Genomic DNA, 16,026 nt, shown 5'->3' with positions numbered 1-16,026 from the left:
ATGACGAGATGAACGCCAGAATGCTTGTCCTGCTGTTGCTGCCGCTTGCCGGTTGCTCCAGCACCACCGATACCCGCTCGATGCCGGTGCAGATCCTCACGGCCGCGCCGGCCAACGCCCAGGCCACCGACATGCCCAAAGTCGAACAGACCCTGCGGCCCCAGGACGTGCTGGATGTGATTTTTCATATCAGCACCACCGCCTCCCAGGCTTATCGTGTACAGCCGGGCGACCAGGTAGCGCTGAACTTTACCGCCGCCAGCCAGCTCAACGGCACGCAACAGGTGATGCCCGACGGCAGCATCGAACTGCCGGGCGCCAACACCTCGGTGAAACTCGCCGGCCTGACCACCGACGAGGCCCGCCTGGCGGTACAGCGAGCCTATGACCAGAAGATGCTGTTCCAGCCCAATCGCAACCAGTTGACGGTGCTGGTGACCAGTCCGCTGGCCGGCGAGACGACCCTGCGCAATACCCTGACCCACCCTGGCACCGGCATGAGCCGGGAAATCACCGTGGGCCGGGACGGTTACGCCAGCTTTCCGGAAATCGGCGCCGTACCGTTGCAGGGCATGACCGTCACCCAGCTGGAAACCTTCCTCAACGAGCGTTACGCCAATCTGCCCGGACGCATGACCGTCGATGTGCTGCTCAAGTCCACCGCCGGCAATGAAATCTACGTCCTAGGTGAAGTGGCCCAGCCCGGTTCCTATCCGATCCGCCGGCCCATCTCGGTACTGGAAGCCCTGACCCTGGCCCGTGGCGCAAACGTCAAGGCCCGGCTCGACTCGGTGGTGATCATGCGCCGCAACGGCAATCAGGTCGAAGCCCGCCACTACGACGTCGAAAAAGCCTTGAGCGGCGACGCCTCGCAAATCGCCTACCTGCAGCCCGAAGACATGCTCTTCGTGCCCAAGACCGGGCTGGCCAAAGCCGGCGAAACGGCCCGCCAATTGGCCGACGTGGTGCTGTTCCAGGGCGTGGGGTTCGGCTTCGGCTACCGCGTCGACAACAAAGGCAGCGACAACTGAAACTCAGGTGACCGATCATGAACCCCAAGGAAAATTATCTGCACGAGTTTTTCAGGATCTTCTTTGCCAACAAGCAGTGGGTGAAGCGCATCTTCCTGATTTTCGCCGTGATCGCCCTGGTGCTGCCATTGATGCTCAAGCAGAGCTTCGATATCACCGCCCAGGTGATCGTCCAGTCGAAAAAACTTTCCCAGGGCGACGCCACCACGTCGCTGAACCAGGAAAACGCCACGTTTATCCCGCCGTCCCTGGCGGACATGGAAACCGAGAGCAATATCCTCCGCTCGCCGGCGTTGATTCGCCAGACCATCCAGACCCTGCGCGACCAGGGCGAGTACACGCCAAGCCCGGGCATCCTCAACAAATGGGTCAGCGAGCCGCTCAAGCGCTACATCACCCAGCCGCTGCGTGAGTATGTGGTCAACCCGTTGCGCGACGGCCTGGGGCTTGAGGTCGATCCGGTGCGCGACACGATGCTCGATACGCTGACCGACCAGGCCATCGAAAACCTGAAGATCGAAACCCTCCCCGGCTCCAATGTCATCTCCATCGTCTACAGCTTCGGTGACCCGGCCCAGGGCACGCGGTTCGTCGCGCAACTGCTGAAGAACTACCTCACCGGCCGCCAGGAACTGCAATCGATCGAACTGCCGCAGACTTTCTACGAGCAGAAAAAAGCCCAATACCAGACGCGTCTCGACGGCCTGGAAGACAAACGACTCGGGCTGCTCGAAGGCATCGGTTCGTCCGATCCGAAGGAAGAAGTCACTTTCCGCCTGAACGCCATCAATACCGAAGAGCAGGCGCTGAACCTCTATCAGGATCGCCTGCTGCAAAGCCAACGCTGGCTCGACTACCTCAAGAGCAGCCTGGCGGCGACGACCAGCTCGCGGTTCAACGACTACACCTTCCCGTTCACCTTCACCACCACGGTGGACAACATCGCCTTCGAAGACCGGGAAATCCGCCAGTTGGGTGAGCAATTGACCGGCCAGGTCAGCCGCTACATGAATGACCTGGCGATTTTCCAGCCCGGCAGCGAACCGATGCTGCTGGCCCGGGAGCAGATCGTGCGGACCCGCCAGCAGTTTCTGAAAGTAGTGAACAACCGCATCCAGGAACGCACCACCGATCTTGCGGTGGTCAGCTCGGTGATCGAGCAGAAAAAAGCGCGCATCGGGGCGTTCAAGGAGCGCATCCATCAGTTGCAGGAAACCCAGAGCAAGCTGCGGCAGATGGACACTGAGATCAACGCTCTGCATGCGGCGTTCTCCACCTACGCCCAGCGATTCGCCGAAGCCAGCACCGCCCGCTCGCTGGACAACGACCTGTCCAACGCCCGGGTCCTGAGCCCGCCTTTCGAACCGACCGCCGCGGCATTTCCCAAGCCGATGCTAATCATTGTGTTCGGCCTGTTCAGCGGCCTGCTGCTGGCCATCGCCCTGGTCTATGTGCGTGAGTTCTTCGACCATCGCTTCAAGCATCCGGCGCAGATCACCCAGCAACTGGATCTGCCGGTGTTGCTGGTGATCAACGAGCAGTCACCCGAGCAGGTCAATCCGCATCGCAACTGGAGCTTGCCCAGTCTTGTCCATTGGGTGAGAAATTGAACGCGCCGTTCGGCCCGTCCCACCGCAGCAGCCCCCTGTCGATCATTCATCTGCTCGACAGCGGCGGCTTCTACGGGGCCGAGCGGATGCTGCTCGATCATTGCCTGGCCACGCCCGGCCAGCACCAAGTGGTGTTTTTAGCGGCGCCGCCGACCTTGATCACGCGCTTTCGCCAGGCCGGGGTCGACTGCCGCCACTGCGCCAACTGGGCCGAGCTGCTGCAGCATTTGCGGCAACGGCGCGCCGAGCGACCGCTGATCAACACGCATAACTTCAAAGGCCTGTTGTTCGGCTGGGCCGCGGCCACGCTGCTGCGCCTGCCCCTGGTGATTACCCAGCACGGCTTTACGCCGCGCAGCACCAAGCAGCGTTTTTATACCTGGCTGAGCCTGCAACTGTGCCGCACCGCCTCGGTCAAGCGAGTGGTATGCGTGGCCGAAAGCATCGCGGCGTTGCACCGCCAGGCCAGCGTGAAGGCGGACAAACTCGACGTGATTCCCAACGGCCTGCCGGCGGTCGCCACACCCCTGCCGCATCGCGATGACCGGCAGCGCTGGCGGGTCGGCTATGTCGGCCGCTTGAGCAGCGAGAAAGGCCCGGACCTGTTTCTCGACGCCATGATCCCGCTGTGCCAGCGCCATGCTTCGCTGCACGCGGTGATGCTCGGCGACGGCCCGGAACGCCAGCTCCTGCTCAAGCGCATCACCGATGCCGGGCTGCCCACGCGCATCGAATTGCCTGGCTACCAGACCGACATGAATGCCTGGTGGAGCCGCCTCGATGTACTGGTGATCAGCTCGCGCACCGAGGGCACGCCGATGATTCTGCTCGAAGCCATGCAAGCCGGAGTGCCGGTGGTGGCGTTCGGCGTCGGCGGCATTCCCGATGTCGTGCAGGACCGCCACAACGGCCTGCTCGCCACGCCCGCCGACAGCGAGGAGCTGGCCCGGCAGATCGAGACGCTGTTCAGCGAACCACCGCTGGCGCAGATCCTCGCTGACAACGCACGGCGCACCCAACGCGACCGCTACGACCTGCGCACGCTGGCCGAACGCTGGTCGCAACTGTATATCCGCACCGCACGGGAGGCCCGGCCATGATTGTCCCGCTCTCGATCGTCAGCCTCCTGGGCCTGGTTTGCCTGATGTTGCTGGCCAGCCCTTATCCGTACCTGGCTCCCGGCGCGGTGCTCGGCCTGGTCGGTGTTGCCGTGCTCTATCGCAAGCCCGGCTGGGGCTTGCTGGGGATTGCCGCGCTGGTGCCGTTCGAAGGGCTGTTCAAGGAAAACGCCTTTTCCGGCAGCAAGTTCCTCGGGCTGGCGCTGATCCTGATCCTGGCGTTGCAACTGGCCCTGCACCAGATTCCCGCCACTCGCCTGCGCAGCAATATCTGGAAGCCGCTGATCGGCTTCATGCTGTTCTACGGCCTGAGCTTGCTGCTATCGGAAAACCCGGGCCTCTCCACCACCCACTTCCGGGAACTGGCGGTGGGCCTGGTGCTGTTCGCGATCACCCTGCTGATCGGCCGCGAGCTGAACCTGGACCTGTTCTGCCGGTTGGTCACGCTGAGCGTCACGACGACCTGCGTGCTGGCGATGTTCTCCGCCCGGTACCAGGATCAGGGCCGCGCTTCCGGCCTGTTGGAAGATCCGAACACCTTCGCCCTGCTGATCGCCTTCACCGTGCCGCTGGCGTTGTTGCTGGTGGTGCGCAGTCCGAACCTGCTGCACCGGTTGTTCTGGGGTGGCTGCTTCATCCTGCTGCTGGGCGGCATGACCAAGACCGAATCGCGTTCGGGACTGGTGGTGCTGCTGCTCAGCCTGATGATCGGCTTGTATCACTACCGCGCGCAGCTGCCGCGCATCCGCCCACGGCACCTGGGCTTCGCGATGCTCGGGCTGGCGCTGCTGATTCCCCTGGCAATCGCGGTGATGCCGGCCGGCTACGTGGCGCGCATCCAGTCACTGAGCATCCTCAGCGCTGGTGCCAGCGCTCACAAAGACGAATCCCTGGGCCGTCGCGCCTCGTACATCGTCGTCGGCAGCCAGATGCTTCGCGAAAATCCGCTGCTCGGCTCAGGTCCCGGAACGTTTCCCCTGCACTACGCCCCCACCGGTTACGCCAAGGCTTTCTCGGCCAACCGCAAACTGGGGGACCTGTATCGCCGGGCGCATAACACCTATCTGGAAATTTTCAGCGAGATCGGCATTCCCGGCGGGTTGATGTTTGTCGGCATGATCGGCCTGGGTCTCTACAACCTGCTGCGCGCACGCCAGCTCTGGCTCCAGCGGCGGGACTGGACGCAGGCGGACCTGCTGACGCACCTGGGCATGAGTTTCCTGTCGCTGGCGTTGTTCCTGATGTTTCTCAGTGCACCGAACCACAAGTTGCTGTGGATCATGCTGGGCTTGACCAGCGTATTGCGCTACGACGCCGAACGGTCCGCGCCGCAGGAGACCCGTTGATGAAACGCGTGAGCATTGTGATCCCGATGTACAACGAGGCCCGGCACATCGGCCGCACGTTGCTGGCGGCCCAGGAAGCTGCGCGCCAGGCGCAGCTGGAGTGCGAGCTGATCGTGGTCGACAACGGCTCGGACGACCATGGCCCGCGCATCGCCAACGAATTGGGCGCCCGGGTGCTGATCGTGCCCGGCGTGCACATCGGCGCCCTGCGCAATCGTGGCGCGGCCGCCGCCAGCGGCGACTGGCTGGCATTCATCGATGCCGACATCGAAATGCCCGCCGACTGGCTCAGGTTGTTGATCGAAATCGAAGGTCGCCAGGGCGATGTGCTCGGTCTCGACCTGGATACGCCCGAGCAGGCGCCGTGGTTCGCCCGGGCCTGGCAGCGGCGCGGCCAACGCCCGGGGTCGCGTCCGCTGCACCGGGTGCAGTGGCTGCCCAGTGCCAATCTGCTGATGCGCCGCGCCTGGTTCGATCGCGTCGGTGGCTTCGATGAAACCCTGCGCACCGGTGAGGACAAGGATTTTTCCCTGCGCCTGCGCCAGGCCGGAGCGCAGTTGTTGCTGGTGAGCGAAAGTCTCGCCCTGCACTGGGGTTACGAAGGCAGCTGGCGCGAGTGGATGAGCAAGGAACTGTGGCGCCAGGGCAGTCACTGGCAACTGCTGCGCAGCCACGGGCCGAGCCTGCGGCTGTTGCGCTTCCCCGCCTTGTCCATCGGTGCCTGGGGCCTGGATTTCGTGGCGCTGGTCGCGCTGTTCCAGGGCCAGGCGCGCCTGGGGCTGATGCTGCTGTTGATCAGCACATTGCCGGCCCTGGTTCTGAGCCTGCGCCAGAGCCAGCGCGACCCGCGCCTGACCTTGCAATTGTGGGCCCTGCATGGGGTGCGCTTGCACCTGACCGGCGCGGCGCTGCTGCTCAATCTTTTTCAATGGAACGTCAGGAGACCTGCCCGTGGCTGAGTTTTTCTATTGGTCTTGCCTGTTGCTGCCGGTGTACGCGTACCTCGGCTACCCGCTGTTGCTGACCTTGCTGGCGCCGCTGTTTCCGCTACGGCGCTACACCACGGCAGTGCCGATGGACGTGAGCATTGTGATTGCCGCCCACAACGAGGCGCGGCACATCGAAGAAAAATTGCGCACGCTGCTGGCTCAGGATTATCGCGCGCGCTCGCTGCAAATCATCCTCGCCAGCGACGGTTCCACCGATGACACGGTGGCCTGCGCACGCAAGGTCAGCGATCCGCGGATCAGCGTGCTCGACCTGCCGCGCCAAGGCAAGGCTGCCGCCCTCAACACGGGCGTGGCCCATAGCAGCGGCGAAATCCTGGTGTTCACCGACGCCGACAATCAATGGGCCCACGATACCCTCGGCCACCTGTTGGCGCCGCTGGCCGACCCGGAAGTCGGCGCCTGCGCCGGGCACATGGTAATCCCCGTGCCCGGCAAGGGCCTGAGCCTGGGCGACAGCCTGTATCGGCACTACGAAGGCTGGCTGCGTCGGGTCGAGAGCCGCACCGGCTGCATGGTCTCCGCTGACGGTGCTCTGCTGGCCCTGCGCCGGGAGTTGTTCCAGGCGATACCGGCACAAGTCAACGATGACTTTTTTCTCAGCACCTGTGCGCCGGTGGCCGGCAAGGCGATCGTCTACGCACCGCTCGCCCGAGTGATCGACCAGGGCGTGGACGAAGCCGACAAACAGTTCCGCCGGCGCCAACGGGTCACCGTCGGTGGGCTGCAGAGCCTGGCCCAGCGTCGCGAACTGCTCAATCCCTTGCGCCATGGGCTCTACGCCATTGGCTTGATCAGCCACAAGCTGATCCGCCGCCTGGCCCCGGTGTTGCTGGTGCCGCTGTTGCTGAGCAACGCCTGGCTGTGGAGCGAGCATGGGTTCTATCGCCTGAGCCTGGTGGCGCAGTTGCTCGGCTACGCCATCGCCTTGATCGGGTTGCTGGACGTCGGCCACCGTCTGCCCCGGCCTTTTCGCCTGGCCGCGTTCGTGCTGGTGACGTTGGCGGGCATGAGCATCGGGTTGTGGCAGTTTCTGCGCGGCCACCGCTATAGCCAATGGAATCCCGAGCAGAACCGCTAAGGAGCAACGCCGATGTCGATCAAACACGTCTTCAAGCGCACCGGCGGCTGGCTGTACCTGAACACGTCGATGGGACGCCATCCCTTGCGTGGCGCCGGCGTGATCCTGATGTTGCACCGGGTGTTGAACAACGACCGCGCCGCCGAATTGCCGCATCGCAATGAGCTGTGCGTGGGGCCTGACGCGTTCGAACACCTGTTGATCTGGCTGCAACGGCATTTTGAATGTGTGCCGTTGATGAGCTTGCTGCTGGCCGACCCGGAAAGCGTTCCGAACCGTCCGCGGGTGGCCCTGACGTTCGATGATGGCTGGCGCGACAACGCCATGAATGCCTTTCCCCTGCTGCGCCAGTACCAGGTGCCGGCGAGCATTTTCCTGTCCACCGATTTTGTTGGCAGCCGCCAGCATTTCTGGTGGGAAAGCATCGGCGAAACCCTCTGGGGCAGCCATGGGCAACTGGCGCGGCATTCGCTCATCGAGCATTTGCAGCAGGTCGGCCGGCCATTGCCGGTGCTGCTCGATGATATCGACGACGAGCGCCGCAGCCTGGCGCTGTTGCATTTCCTGCAAAGCCTGAAAACCCTCGATGCGCGAACCCTGAGCGATCTCACCGAGGCCTGTCCGCAGGGCTCGCAACCCCAGGCATTGGACTGGACCCAGGTGCGCATGCTCGAAGATTCCGGCCTGATCCGCTTCGGCCCCCACGGTGCCAGCCATGCGATCCTGACCGGGCTGGACGACCAGCGTTTGCACGAGGAACTGACCCGCAGCTGGATAGCTTTGGAAAACGGCTGCGCGCAACCCCTGCCGGTGTATTGCTACCCCAACGGTGATCATGATGCACGGGTACGCGAGCAGGTAGCGGCCCACGGTTTTCCGTTTGCCCTGGGCACCGAGGCCGGGCTGTATCGCCACGATGGCGACCCCTTGAACCTGCCACGCTTTGGCGTCAGCCAGCGCAATGCCTGCCACCCCGAGTTGCTGGCCTGGCGCATCCGTCGAGGAGCCCGCTCATGAGCCGAGCCCATTACCTCAAGCATCTGGCACTGAGCATGGGCACGCGCCTGGCGATGATCGCTCTGCGCCTGCTGCGTAACGTGTTGTTGGCAAGGATCCTCGGGCCCAGCGAGCGCGGACTGTTCGCACTGCTCAGTACCCTGCCCGACCTGATCAGCGCCGCCACCAGCGGTGGCCTGAATTCCGCCGTCGGCTACCAGGCGGCGCAGCAGCGCTCGATGGGCTTGTTGCTCAGCCAGGTGCTGGTGTTCGGTTGTCTCCTCGCCGGGTTGCTGACCTTGTTGGTGGTGGCGCTGGTGCGGGAATTTGGCGGTGAGCTGGACATCACCACGCAATTGGGATTGCTGGCCTGGCTGCTGTTGCTGGCCGTACCGCTGACCGTGCTCAAGAGCGGCCTGCTGACGCTGCACAATGCCTCGGGCGGCGTGGGCGCGTTCAACGCGTTGCGGCTGATGGAATCGCTGGCACCGCTGTTGTTGTTCGTGGCGCTGTTCTGGATGTGGCAAGACAAGGCGCTGGAGGCGGCGCTGATCAGTTGGCTGGCGGGCTTGAGCCTGGTGGTGCTGGCCGGCTGGATGTGGTTGCGCCGCGATCATGCGGTCGAGCTGCAGTGGGACCGTGCCGGCCAGAACGAGCTGTTGCGCTACGGCGCCCGCAGCCATCCGGACCTGCTGTTCCAGCAAGTGGTGCTGCGTTCGGATTTCCTGTTCATCGGCGCCCTGCTGGGCAGCACGGCGCTGGGGCATTACGCCATGGCCAGCGCTGCGGCCGAACTGCTGCTGATCGTGCCGGAAGCGGTCACCACGCCGCTGATGAAACGCCTGCTGCAGCAAGACCGCGACATGCAGCGCCTGACCCCGCTGGCCTTGCGCCTGACCGCCACAGTGATGCTCGGTGCCTGCCTGGGCATGGCGCTGATTGGCGAATGGTTGATCGTCACGCTGTTCGGCGCCGCCTATCAACCGGCCTACCCGGCCCTGCTGGCGCTGCTGCCGGGGCTGTTCGGGCTCTGCTATGCGAGCATCCTGCGCCTGGATCTGCTGGGCAAGGACCGACCCGGCACGGTGTCGCTGCTGATGGGCGTCGGCGCGCTGCTGAACCTGGCGCTCAACCTGGTCCTGATACCGCGCTACGGCATCGTCGGCGCGGCCGCCGCGTCGTCGATCGCCTATCTGGGGGTAACGCTGGCGCTGCTGGGCATGTACTGCCGCCTCAGCGGCGTGGCGCTGTGGCAGACACTGATCATCCTGCCCAGCGATTTGCTGCCGATGCGCCAGATGCTGCTGGGGAAATCCGCGTGAACACCGCCGCCCGCCAGACCGCCATCGCGAGCAAGCTCGCTCCCACAGGGTCCAGGGTTGGCAACGGTATTTATATCCACCACAGATCACCTGTGGGAGCGAGCCTGCTCGCGAAAGCGCTGGGTCAGCTGGCTGGGATGTTGAAGGTGACGGCCCCTTCGCGAGCAGGCTCGCTCCCACAAGGGGGCGGGGTTGGGCAGGATATTTGTGGTCACCACATTTCCACTGTGGGAGCGAGCCTGCTCGCGAAAGCGTTGGGTCAGCTGGCTGGGATGTTGAAGGTGACGGCCCCTTCGCGAGCAGGCTCGCTCCCACAGGGGGGCGGGGTTGGGCTCGGTATTTGTGTTCACCACAGATCACCTGTGGGAGCGAGCCTGCTCGCGAAAGCGTTGGGTCAGCTGGCGGTGATGTTGGAGGTGACGGCCTCTTCGCGAGCAGGCTCGCTCCCACAGGGGGGCGGGGTTGGGCAGGGTATTTGTGGTCACCGTAGATCACCTGTGGGAGCGAGCCTGCTCGCGAAAGCGTTGGGTCAGCTGGCTGGGATGTTGAAGGTGACGGCCTCTTCGCGAGCAGGCTCGCTCCCACAGGGGGGCGGGGTTGGGCAGGGTATTTGTGGTCACCGTAGATCTGTGGGAGCGAGCTTGCTCGCGATGGGGCCAGTGGGGGGCATGGGAAAAATCGGCGCCGGTCTATGCCTTCTGGCCCTCGCAGCCTCCGCCCATGGCGCGTCCATGCAATGGGCCGGCATCCGCGACGGCAGCCTGTACCTGCAGACCGACCAGCCAAGCACCGTGACCGTGCGCTGGGTGCCCGCCTGGCAGGCCGATGCCAATACCGAACACCTTTACCTGCTCGACGGCCAGGGGCGGCTGGCCGGTGAGCGCCTGGTCGAAGCGGCACAGACCCGTGGCGAGCAGCAGTGGCCGCTGCGGCCTGGTGCCGCCAGTTATCGCCTGGAAATTCCCGGCTACAGTTTCCGCCGCTATGCGGTAGAGCACGATGCGCGCACCCGTGCCCTGTTCGCCCCGGCGAAAGTGCATTTCAGCGCCGAAGCCCACGATGGCGACGAGTTGTACTTCAAGGTGGCGGCCGGCGAACGCGCAGTGCTGGCGGGTAAATTCCATGGCGGTGTGCACGCGCTGCAAGCCCGGCGCGTCGGCGACGGCAAACAGCTCCAGCTGAATCTCAAACCGTATCGCGCCTATTGGCAGTTCGACCAGATCGCCCTGCCGGTGGCGGATGTCGAGCAAACCTGGCGTCTGCACTTGCAAGGCAACGGCAAGGTAGCGTTCTGGCTCGACGGTAGCGCCAACCTGTTCGCCCAGGACCCGGCGCAGTTGCAGCCGGTGCGCCAGGATCCGGGCCAAACCCACCTGACCCTCCATGACGATGTGCTCGGCCCCACCCCCAGCCTGGGCATGTCCCTGCCCTATGTGCTGCCGCCACCGTCCGCCTACGCGGTGATCGATACCCTCAAGCCCCGAGCGGCCACCTACTACAGTTTCGTCGATGTCACGGCGGCCAAGGCCGACCACGAAGATGCGTTCCGGCGCCTGTACCAGGATCGCTTCGGCATCACCCGGGACATTACCCTCTTGGCCGGCAGCCAACGCAAGGCCGATCTGCGCGCCGACCGGACCAGCAGCAGCGGCTTGCAAGCCTGGCTCGACACGACCCGCGCCCTGGGCGGCAAGAGCCTCCATTACCTGAGTTTCGCCGACGAGCCGAACCTCAACTATCCGGACTTCGCCAGCTTCCAGCAGATGTTCGAAAGCCTGGCCGCCCAGGTCCGCGCCAACGACGCCAATGCCCGCGCCGGAGTGCGCATCGCCATGCCGGCCAGCTCCCGATTCACCAATGGCCCGCTGGCCGAAAACGCGGCGGATCGGCGTGGCATCGATTGGGCACGGCGCCTGCTGGAAACCTCCGGCGACCGGATCGACGCCCTGGCCTGGCATGAATGGATGGTCCGCGACTTGCTGGCGACCCGGGTCTATCGCTACAGCGTCCGCCAGGCCGCCGACCTGGTTGGCCTGGACAGCCAGGGCCGGCCGCGCAAGGCCTTGCTGCTGGATCAGACCAACATCTCCAGCGGCTCGAGCCTCAGCCCCTACGATCAGGAAACCCACTACGCCGCGCTGTGGTGGACGTCGGTGGCGATCAACGCCTCCGCCGACGGCTGGCTGGACATGCTCAACTGGTTCCAGTCCGCCGACGAGCCGCAATACCCCAAAGGCATGGTGCGAGTGCTGGAGAACCAGCGCTTCGAACTCAAGCCGGTGGGCCTGGCCCAGCAATTCATCCAGCAGCACTGGCTCGACCAGGTGCTGCGCCTGGACAACGACGCGTTTGAAGTCGACGCGCTGGCCATGGCCACCGGGCAGCAGCGCAGCCTGCTGGGCGTGAACAAAAGCATTCGCGCCCATCAAGTCAGCCTGCAGGGTGCGGGCTGCCCGCAGCCCGGCGCCAGCCTGGTGTATTTCGGCCCGGACAACATCAGCCGCAATGCCCCGTTCAACTGCAAGGCCGGCCAGGTCGGATTTCTCTTGCCAGGAGAAACCGTATTCGCCCTGCGCTGGACTGCCACCCTTCCCCCCCAACCCGCTATCCGTCAGGAGGCTCCATGAACGCTCTGCAAAAATTGCGTGATCGCATTCAGAAAAAAGGCCTGCGTTCCGTTTTCAAACTGCTGGTACGTCGCTTCGTGTTTTTCCATTCGCAACTGGTATGGCTGGAACACGATGTGAGAATCCCGCTGCGGCCGCATACCCTCAGGCCCTACCCACCGGTACGTCGCGAGTTCATCACCGTCGAAAACGCCGACGCTTTCGCCAGGCATTTCGGCGACCGCGTCGAAACCATGCGCGAGCTGGCCGCCGAAGGCTATACCGGCCTGATGTACCTGGACGACAAGGGCGACACCATAGGTTTCGCCTGGGCCAGTACCCGAGATTATTTTGATCGCCACTTCTATGGCTGCTGGTTCCCGATCAAGCCGGGTGAATACTTCCAGTTCGGTGGCGAGATGATTCGCGCGTACTGGGGCTCCCAATTGTCGGCGGATGTACAAACCGATATATGGAAAGTCATGGCGGACAAGGGCTGCGAAAAAATGGTCGATGTCTGCGACCTGGAGAACACCCCAGCGATCAAGATGCACATCCGCATGGACTTCCAGGAGCGCGGCCAGATCACCCATGTGTATTGCCTGTTCGGTCGCTTCCGGTTCTTCCGCGACACGTTCTACAGCGGCTCGGTACTCGACGCTTTCCGTAAACCGGCCCGGCCGGTTGCATCGGCTGCGGCGGCCTGACGTCCATGGCGATCCGGTTCCAGTGGTGTCGCTCCATGAGCGCGGCGGAGTTTCCTGCAACGGCTTATGAAGAGCTGCGGACCCAGGTGGTCGACGCTACGCCGTTCAATACGCTGGCCTGGTTGCAAGCGGCGGAATTCGCCCTCGCGCCCGACCAGCAACTCCATGTGCTGCTGGGCTGGCAGGACGAGACACTGTGCCTGTGCCTGCCTCTGGTCGCGGGGCGCGAGCGCATCGGCGGGCTGCGCTTTCGGGTGTTGCATCACTTGGGGTTTCCACTGGCTGACCGTATCGCCCTACTGGTGCGCCTGGACGCCGAAGCCATGGGCCAGGCGCTGATGCAGATCCGCCAGCAGGTGCCCCACGCGTTGCTGCAATTGAATGAAGTGATCGAGCCGGTCGGCGAACAAAGCGTGCTCAGTGCCTGGATGGCGCAGAGTTCCACCGGCGAACGGCGGCTCAGTTGCCGGGTCCCGGTGCACCTGATCAGCGACAGTGACCATCAGGAAATCACCGGCGATCCGCGTTACAAGTTGCGCCGCGCGCGCAAGCGGATCGCCGCTTGCGGTGCCGAAATACGTCGGGTGACGCCGGATGCCATCGGCATGGGGCAACTGCTGCGGGCTCTCGCTGAAGTCGAGGCGGCCAGTTGGAAAGGCGAGGAAGGTGTCGGCATCTTCGCCGACCCCGGGCGCCGGCAATGGATGAACCTTGCCTTCACCGCCCTCGCCGCCCAAGGCCTGGTGCGGGTGGTGATGCTGGAGCTGAACGGCGAGTGCATCAGCTATCGCCTCGGCCTGCTCGACCAGGGACGGCTATATGACTACAACCTGGCGTTCCTGCCGCGGCACGCCGACCTGGGCAGCGGTCGGGTCTTGCTCGAAGAGTGGATCCGCTGGGGGCTGGACGAGAACTGGCGGTGGATCGATGCATCGCGCGTCAGCCTGGAGAATTCCAGCCATCAACTGCACGAACGCATGACCGGCCAACTTGAGCACTGGCGCTGGAGTTTCTATTCCTGGCGGCCCGATGGCCTGCTCCTGGGGTTCGCCCTGCGGCTATGGAAAAGCCTGAAGCCCTGGCTCGGCAAGCGCCGCGCCAAACCGCCCGCGACAACGTCGCCCACTGCCAAAAAGCCGGAGGACACGCATGCCTCGCCAAGTGATCGTCAACGCTGATGACTTCGGGCTCAGCCTCGATGAAAACGACTTGATTCTACGAGCCTTCGAGGCAGGCGTGATCAGCTCCGCTACGGCCATGGCCAACATGCCAGGATTTGACCAGGCGTGTGAGCTGGCCCGACACCCACTGCTTGAAGGGCGCATCGGCCTGCATTTCAATCTCAGTTACGGACCGCCGCTGAGTCAGGCAATCAGGACACGGCAGACGTTCTGCAATGCAACCGGCGAATTCGACCTCAATCTGTCGCGCTACAGCCTGCGACTGGGGACGGATGATCTGGCGGCCGTGGAAGAAGAACTCCAGGCGCAGTGGCAATACTGCCTGGACCGTGGCCTGCGTCCGAGCCATCTGGACTCTCATCAGCATGTACACAACATCTGGCCCGTCGGCGAACTGGTGGCTCGCTTCGCCGCCCGGCAGGGCGTGCCCATGCGCCTGGCACGTAACCTGGGACCGAACCTGAGCGTGGCCAAACGCATCTTCAAAACCCTGCTCAACCGCCGCCTGCGCAGGCTCTGCGGCGCAACGGCGGATTATGTCTGCACGCCAGCGGACCTTCATCACGCGGCGCCACCGAAGCATGGTTCGCTGGAAGTGATCGTTCATCCGCTGCAACTGGACGGGGATTTTGGCGACGCCAGCCTGGCCCTCGACAACTCGCTGACCCAAGTGCTGCACAGGCGCCTGGCGGGGGTGCCGAAGGTGGGGTATGGCGAGAGAGGGCGGGAGTTTGAGCGAGTTGAGTTGGGGGATCTGTACTGATCCGTGGCGAGGGAGCTTGCTCCCGCTGGGCTGCGCAGCGGCCCCGACGAGGCAAATGCTGGAACCGGGGGGGGGCCGCTACGCGCCCCAGCGGGAGCAAGCTCCCTCGCCACGGAGGCTGCCATGTTCAATTGCCCAGGCACGCTCGGGCCAGGGAGGCCCGCCGATCGATGGCTTCGCACAGCCGACGCTTCTGTGTCTCCCAGACGTCGGCCTCGACCCGGGCCGAACGCATCAGCGCCAGCATCGCTTCCTTGGCGTGGACGTACTCTGCCCAGGCATCCCGGATCCTGAGGTTGCGGCGCTCTTCATCGCTCATGTCCATGCGCCTCAAGGCCAGGGTGCATTCGTCCCGGATCAATGGCCCAAGGGTCATCTGGATCTTGTGGGGCGCCTTGAAACATCCGCTACCGGCGACGATGTCCCCGGCCCGGGCCAAGCCCCATTCGAGCGCTTGGCACAACGGTTCGCGCAACGCGCGATCATGGAATTCCTCGACCCAGACGGATCCGTTCGGCCGATAAACACAGATGAAAAGTTGCGTCACGCTCTGCTGGTTGATCCGCGCCTGGACCTCGACCTGCGTGCCGTCCTCCAGGACCTCTTCGTGGTTGCGCCCCGCCAGCCGACGGTTCACCCACAGCCAATACGCTGCGCTTCTACGTCGCATCCCGTTGCCCTCCCCCTAAGGAACAGGGAGTAAGGCACACGGATGGGACAATTTCCAGCGATGCAAAGCGGGCTTCTGACGAATGACAGTCGCCACTCAGCGGCCGAGCTTTTTCTCCACCTGCCCGACCTTGTCGCGCAATTTTTCAGCGTCCTGCTCATGGCTCTTGATCGACTTGGGCGTGATCGTCTTGTCGACTTTGTCAGTGGCTGGATCCGGGTGGCGCACATCGCGCTCCACGACGTCCACCGGGTCGCCGGCAGCATCCTTCGCTGGCGCATTGTTGCCGACTTGGCTGGCTGTTTTCGAATGTTCGCTCGTCATGACATCGTCCTCGACAGGGTTGAGTATTGAATTTCGAGTGGGGCGAAACGGCGAGAGTTCGATCGGGTTGCACCACAATCTGAAGGCAATGAAACCCTCGTGGCGAGGGAGCTTGCTCCCGCTCGACTGCGCAGCAGTCGCAAAAGATCGATGCCTGCCCGCAGCCCTGGGGCCGCTCCCGCATCACAGGCAAACCGTCCGAAATCCCTGCGCGCCCTCCGAGGAATCTGCTAAAACGCAGCTTCTGTCCCCGAGTAGCGAATC

Annotated in this window: 14 protein-coding genes; 12 read left to right on the top strand and 2 right to left on the bottom strand. The window is 64.1% G+C overall.

All coding sequences use genetic code 11. The features are described 5' to 3' along the window. Positions 1 to 8: 8 nt before the first annotated feature. The 12 genes from J3P91_RS09175 (at position 9) to J3P91_RS09120 (ending at position 14,768) form a co-directional block, all read left to right on the top strand. The gene (locus J3P91_RS09175; protein ID WP_434603537.1) at positions 9 to 1,031 is read left to right on the top strand and encodes a polysaccharide biosynthesis/export family protein; all 1,023 of its coding nucleotides are present in this window, start codon (positions 9 to 11) and stop codon (positions 1,029 to 1,031) included. A 17-nt stretch (positions 1,032 to 1,048) separates the two neighbouring features. Further along, a complete protein-coding gene (locus tag J3P91_RS09170) occupies positions 1,049 to 2,641 on the top strand; it encodes a GumC family protein (RefSeq protein WP_434569120.1) in 1,593 nt (530 codons plus the stop codon). Further along, a complete protein-coding gene (locus J3P91_RS09165) occupies positions 2,638 to 3,741 on the top strand; it encodes a glycosyltransferase family 4 protein (protein ID WP_434603535.1) in 1,104 nt (367 codons plus the stop codon). Before J3P91_RS09170 ends, J3P91_RS09165 begins: the two co-directional genes overlap by 4 nt. Further along, entirely contained in the window at positions 3,738 to 5,105 is a 1,368-nt protein-coding gene (locus tag J3P91_RS09160; RefSeq protein ID WP_434603533.1) for an O-antigen ligase family protein, read from the top strand. Before J3P91_RS09165 ends, J3P91_RS09160 begins: the two co-directional genes overlap by 4 nt. Next, complete coding sequence (locus J3P91_RS09155) at positions 5,105 to 6,064, top strand: glycosyltransferase (protein WP_434603531.1); 960 nt, start codon at positions 5,105 to 5,107, stop codon at positions 6,062 to 6,064. Before J3P91_RS09160 ends, J3P91_RS09155 begins: the two co-directional genes overlap by 1 nt. Beyond that, the gene (locus J3P91_RS09150) at positions 6,057 to 7,193 is read left to right on the top strand and encodes a glycosyltransferase (RefSeq protein WP_434603529.1); all 1,137 of its coding nucleotides are present in this window, start codon (positions 6,057 to 6,059) and stop codon (positions 7,191 to 7,193) included. The genes J3P91_RS09155 and J3P91_RS09150 overlap by 8 nt, the downstream gene beginning before the upstream one ends. 12 nt (positions 7,194 to 7,205) lie before the next feature. Next, on the top strand, positions 7,206 to 8,210 hold the full coding sequence (locus tag J3P91_RS09145; protein ID WP_434569125.1) for a polysaccharide deacetylase family protein: 1,005 nt from the start codon (positions 7,206 to 7,208) through the stop codon (positions 8,208 to 8,210). Then, positions 8,207 to 9,511 (top strand): lipopolysaccharide biosynthesis protein, encoded by a 1,305-nt coding sequence (locus J3P91_RS09140; RefSeq protein ID WP_434603527.1) that lies wholly within the window; start codon positions 8,207 to 8,209, stop codon positions 9,509 to 9,511. The genes J3P91_RS09145 and J3P91_RS09140 overlap by 4 nt, the downstream gene beginning before the upstream one ends. Before the next feature lie 731 nt (positions 9,512 to 10,242). After that, positions 10,243 to 12,138, top strand: coding sequence for a hypothetical protein (locus tag J3P91_RS09135; protein ID WP_434603525.1), 1,896 nt, complete (start codon positions 10,243 to 10,245; stop codon positions 12,136 to 12,138). Then, on the top strand, positions 12,135 to 12,824 hold the full coding sequence (locus tag J3P91_RS09130) for an N-acetyltransferase (protein ID WP_434569128.1): 690 nt from the start codon (positions 12,135 to 12,137) through the stop codon (positions 12,822 to 12,824). Before J3P91_RS09135 ends, J3P91_RS09130 begins: the two co-directional genes overlap by 4 nt. A gap of 5 nt (positions 12,825 to 12,829) precedes the next feature. Beyond that, positions 12,830 to 14,002, top strand: coding sequence for a GNAT family N-acetyltransferase (locus tag J3P91_RS09125; protein WP_434603523.1), 1,173 nt, complete (start codon positions 12,830 to 12,832; stop codon positions 14,000 to 14,002). Beyond that, entirely contained in the window at positions 13,974 to 14,768 is a 795-nt protein-coding gene (locus J3P91_RS09120) for a ChbG/HpnK family deacetylase (RefSeq protein ID WP_434603522.1), read from the top strand. Before J3P91_RS09125 ends, J3P91_RS09120 begins: the two co-directional genes overlap by 29 nt. Positions 14,769 to 14,895: 127 nt before the next feature. Here the strand turns inward: J3P91_RS09120 and J3P91_RS09115 are convergent, their stop codons facing one another. Together J3P91_RS09115 and J3P91_RS09110 are read right to left on the bottom strand one after the other, a co-directional pair. After that, a complete protein-coding gene (locus J3P91_RS09115; protein ID WP_434603520.1) occupies positions 14,896 to 15,438 on the bottom strand; it encodes a hypothetical protein in 543 nt (180 codons plus the stop codon). A gap of 96 nt (positions 15,439 to 15,534) precedes the next feature. Next, the gene (locus J3P91_RS09110; RefSeq protein ID WP_434603518.1) at positions 15,535 to 15,762 is read right to left on the bottom strand and encodes a hypothetical protein; all 228 of its coding nucleotides are present in this window, start codon (positions 15,760 to 15,762) and stop codon (positions 15,535 to 15,537) included. Positions 15,763 to 16,026 lie beyond the last annotated feature (264 nt).

The sequence above is a fragment of the Pseudomonas sp. Z4-7 genome, from assembly GCF_051131965.1.
Lineage (GTDB): Bacteria > Pseudomonadota > Gammaproteobacteria > Pseudomonadales > Pseudomonadaceae > Aquipseudomonas.
This window is presented reverse-complemented; position numbering and strand designations above follow the sequence as displayed.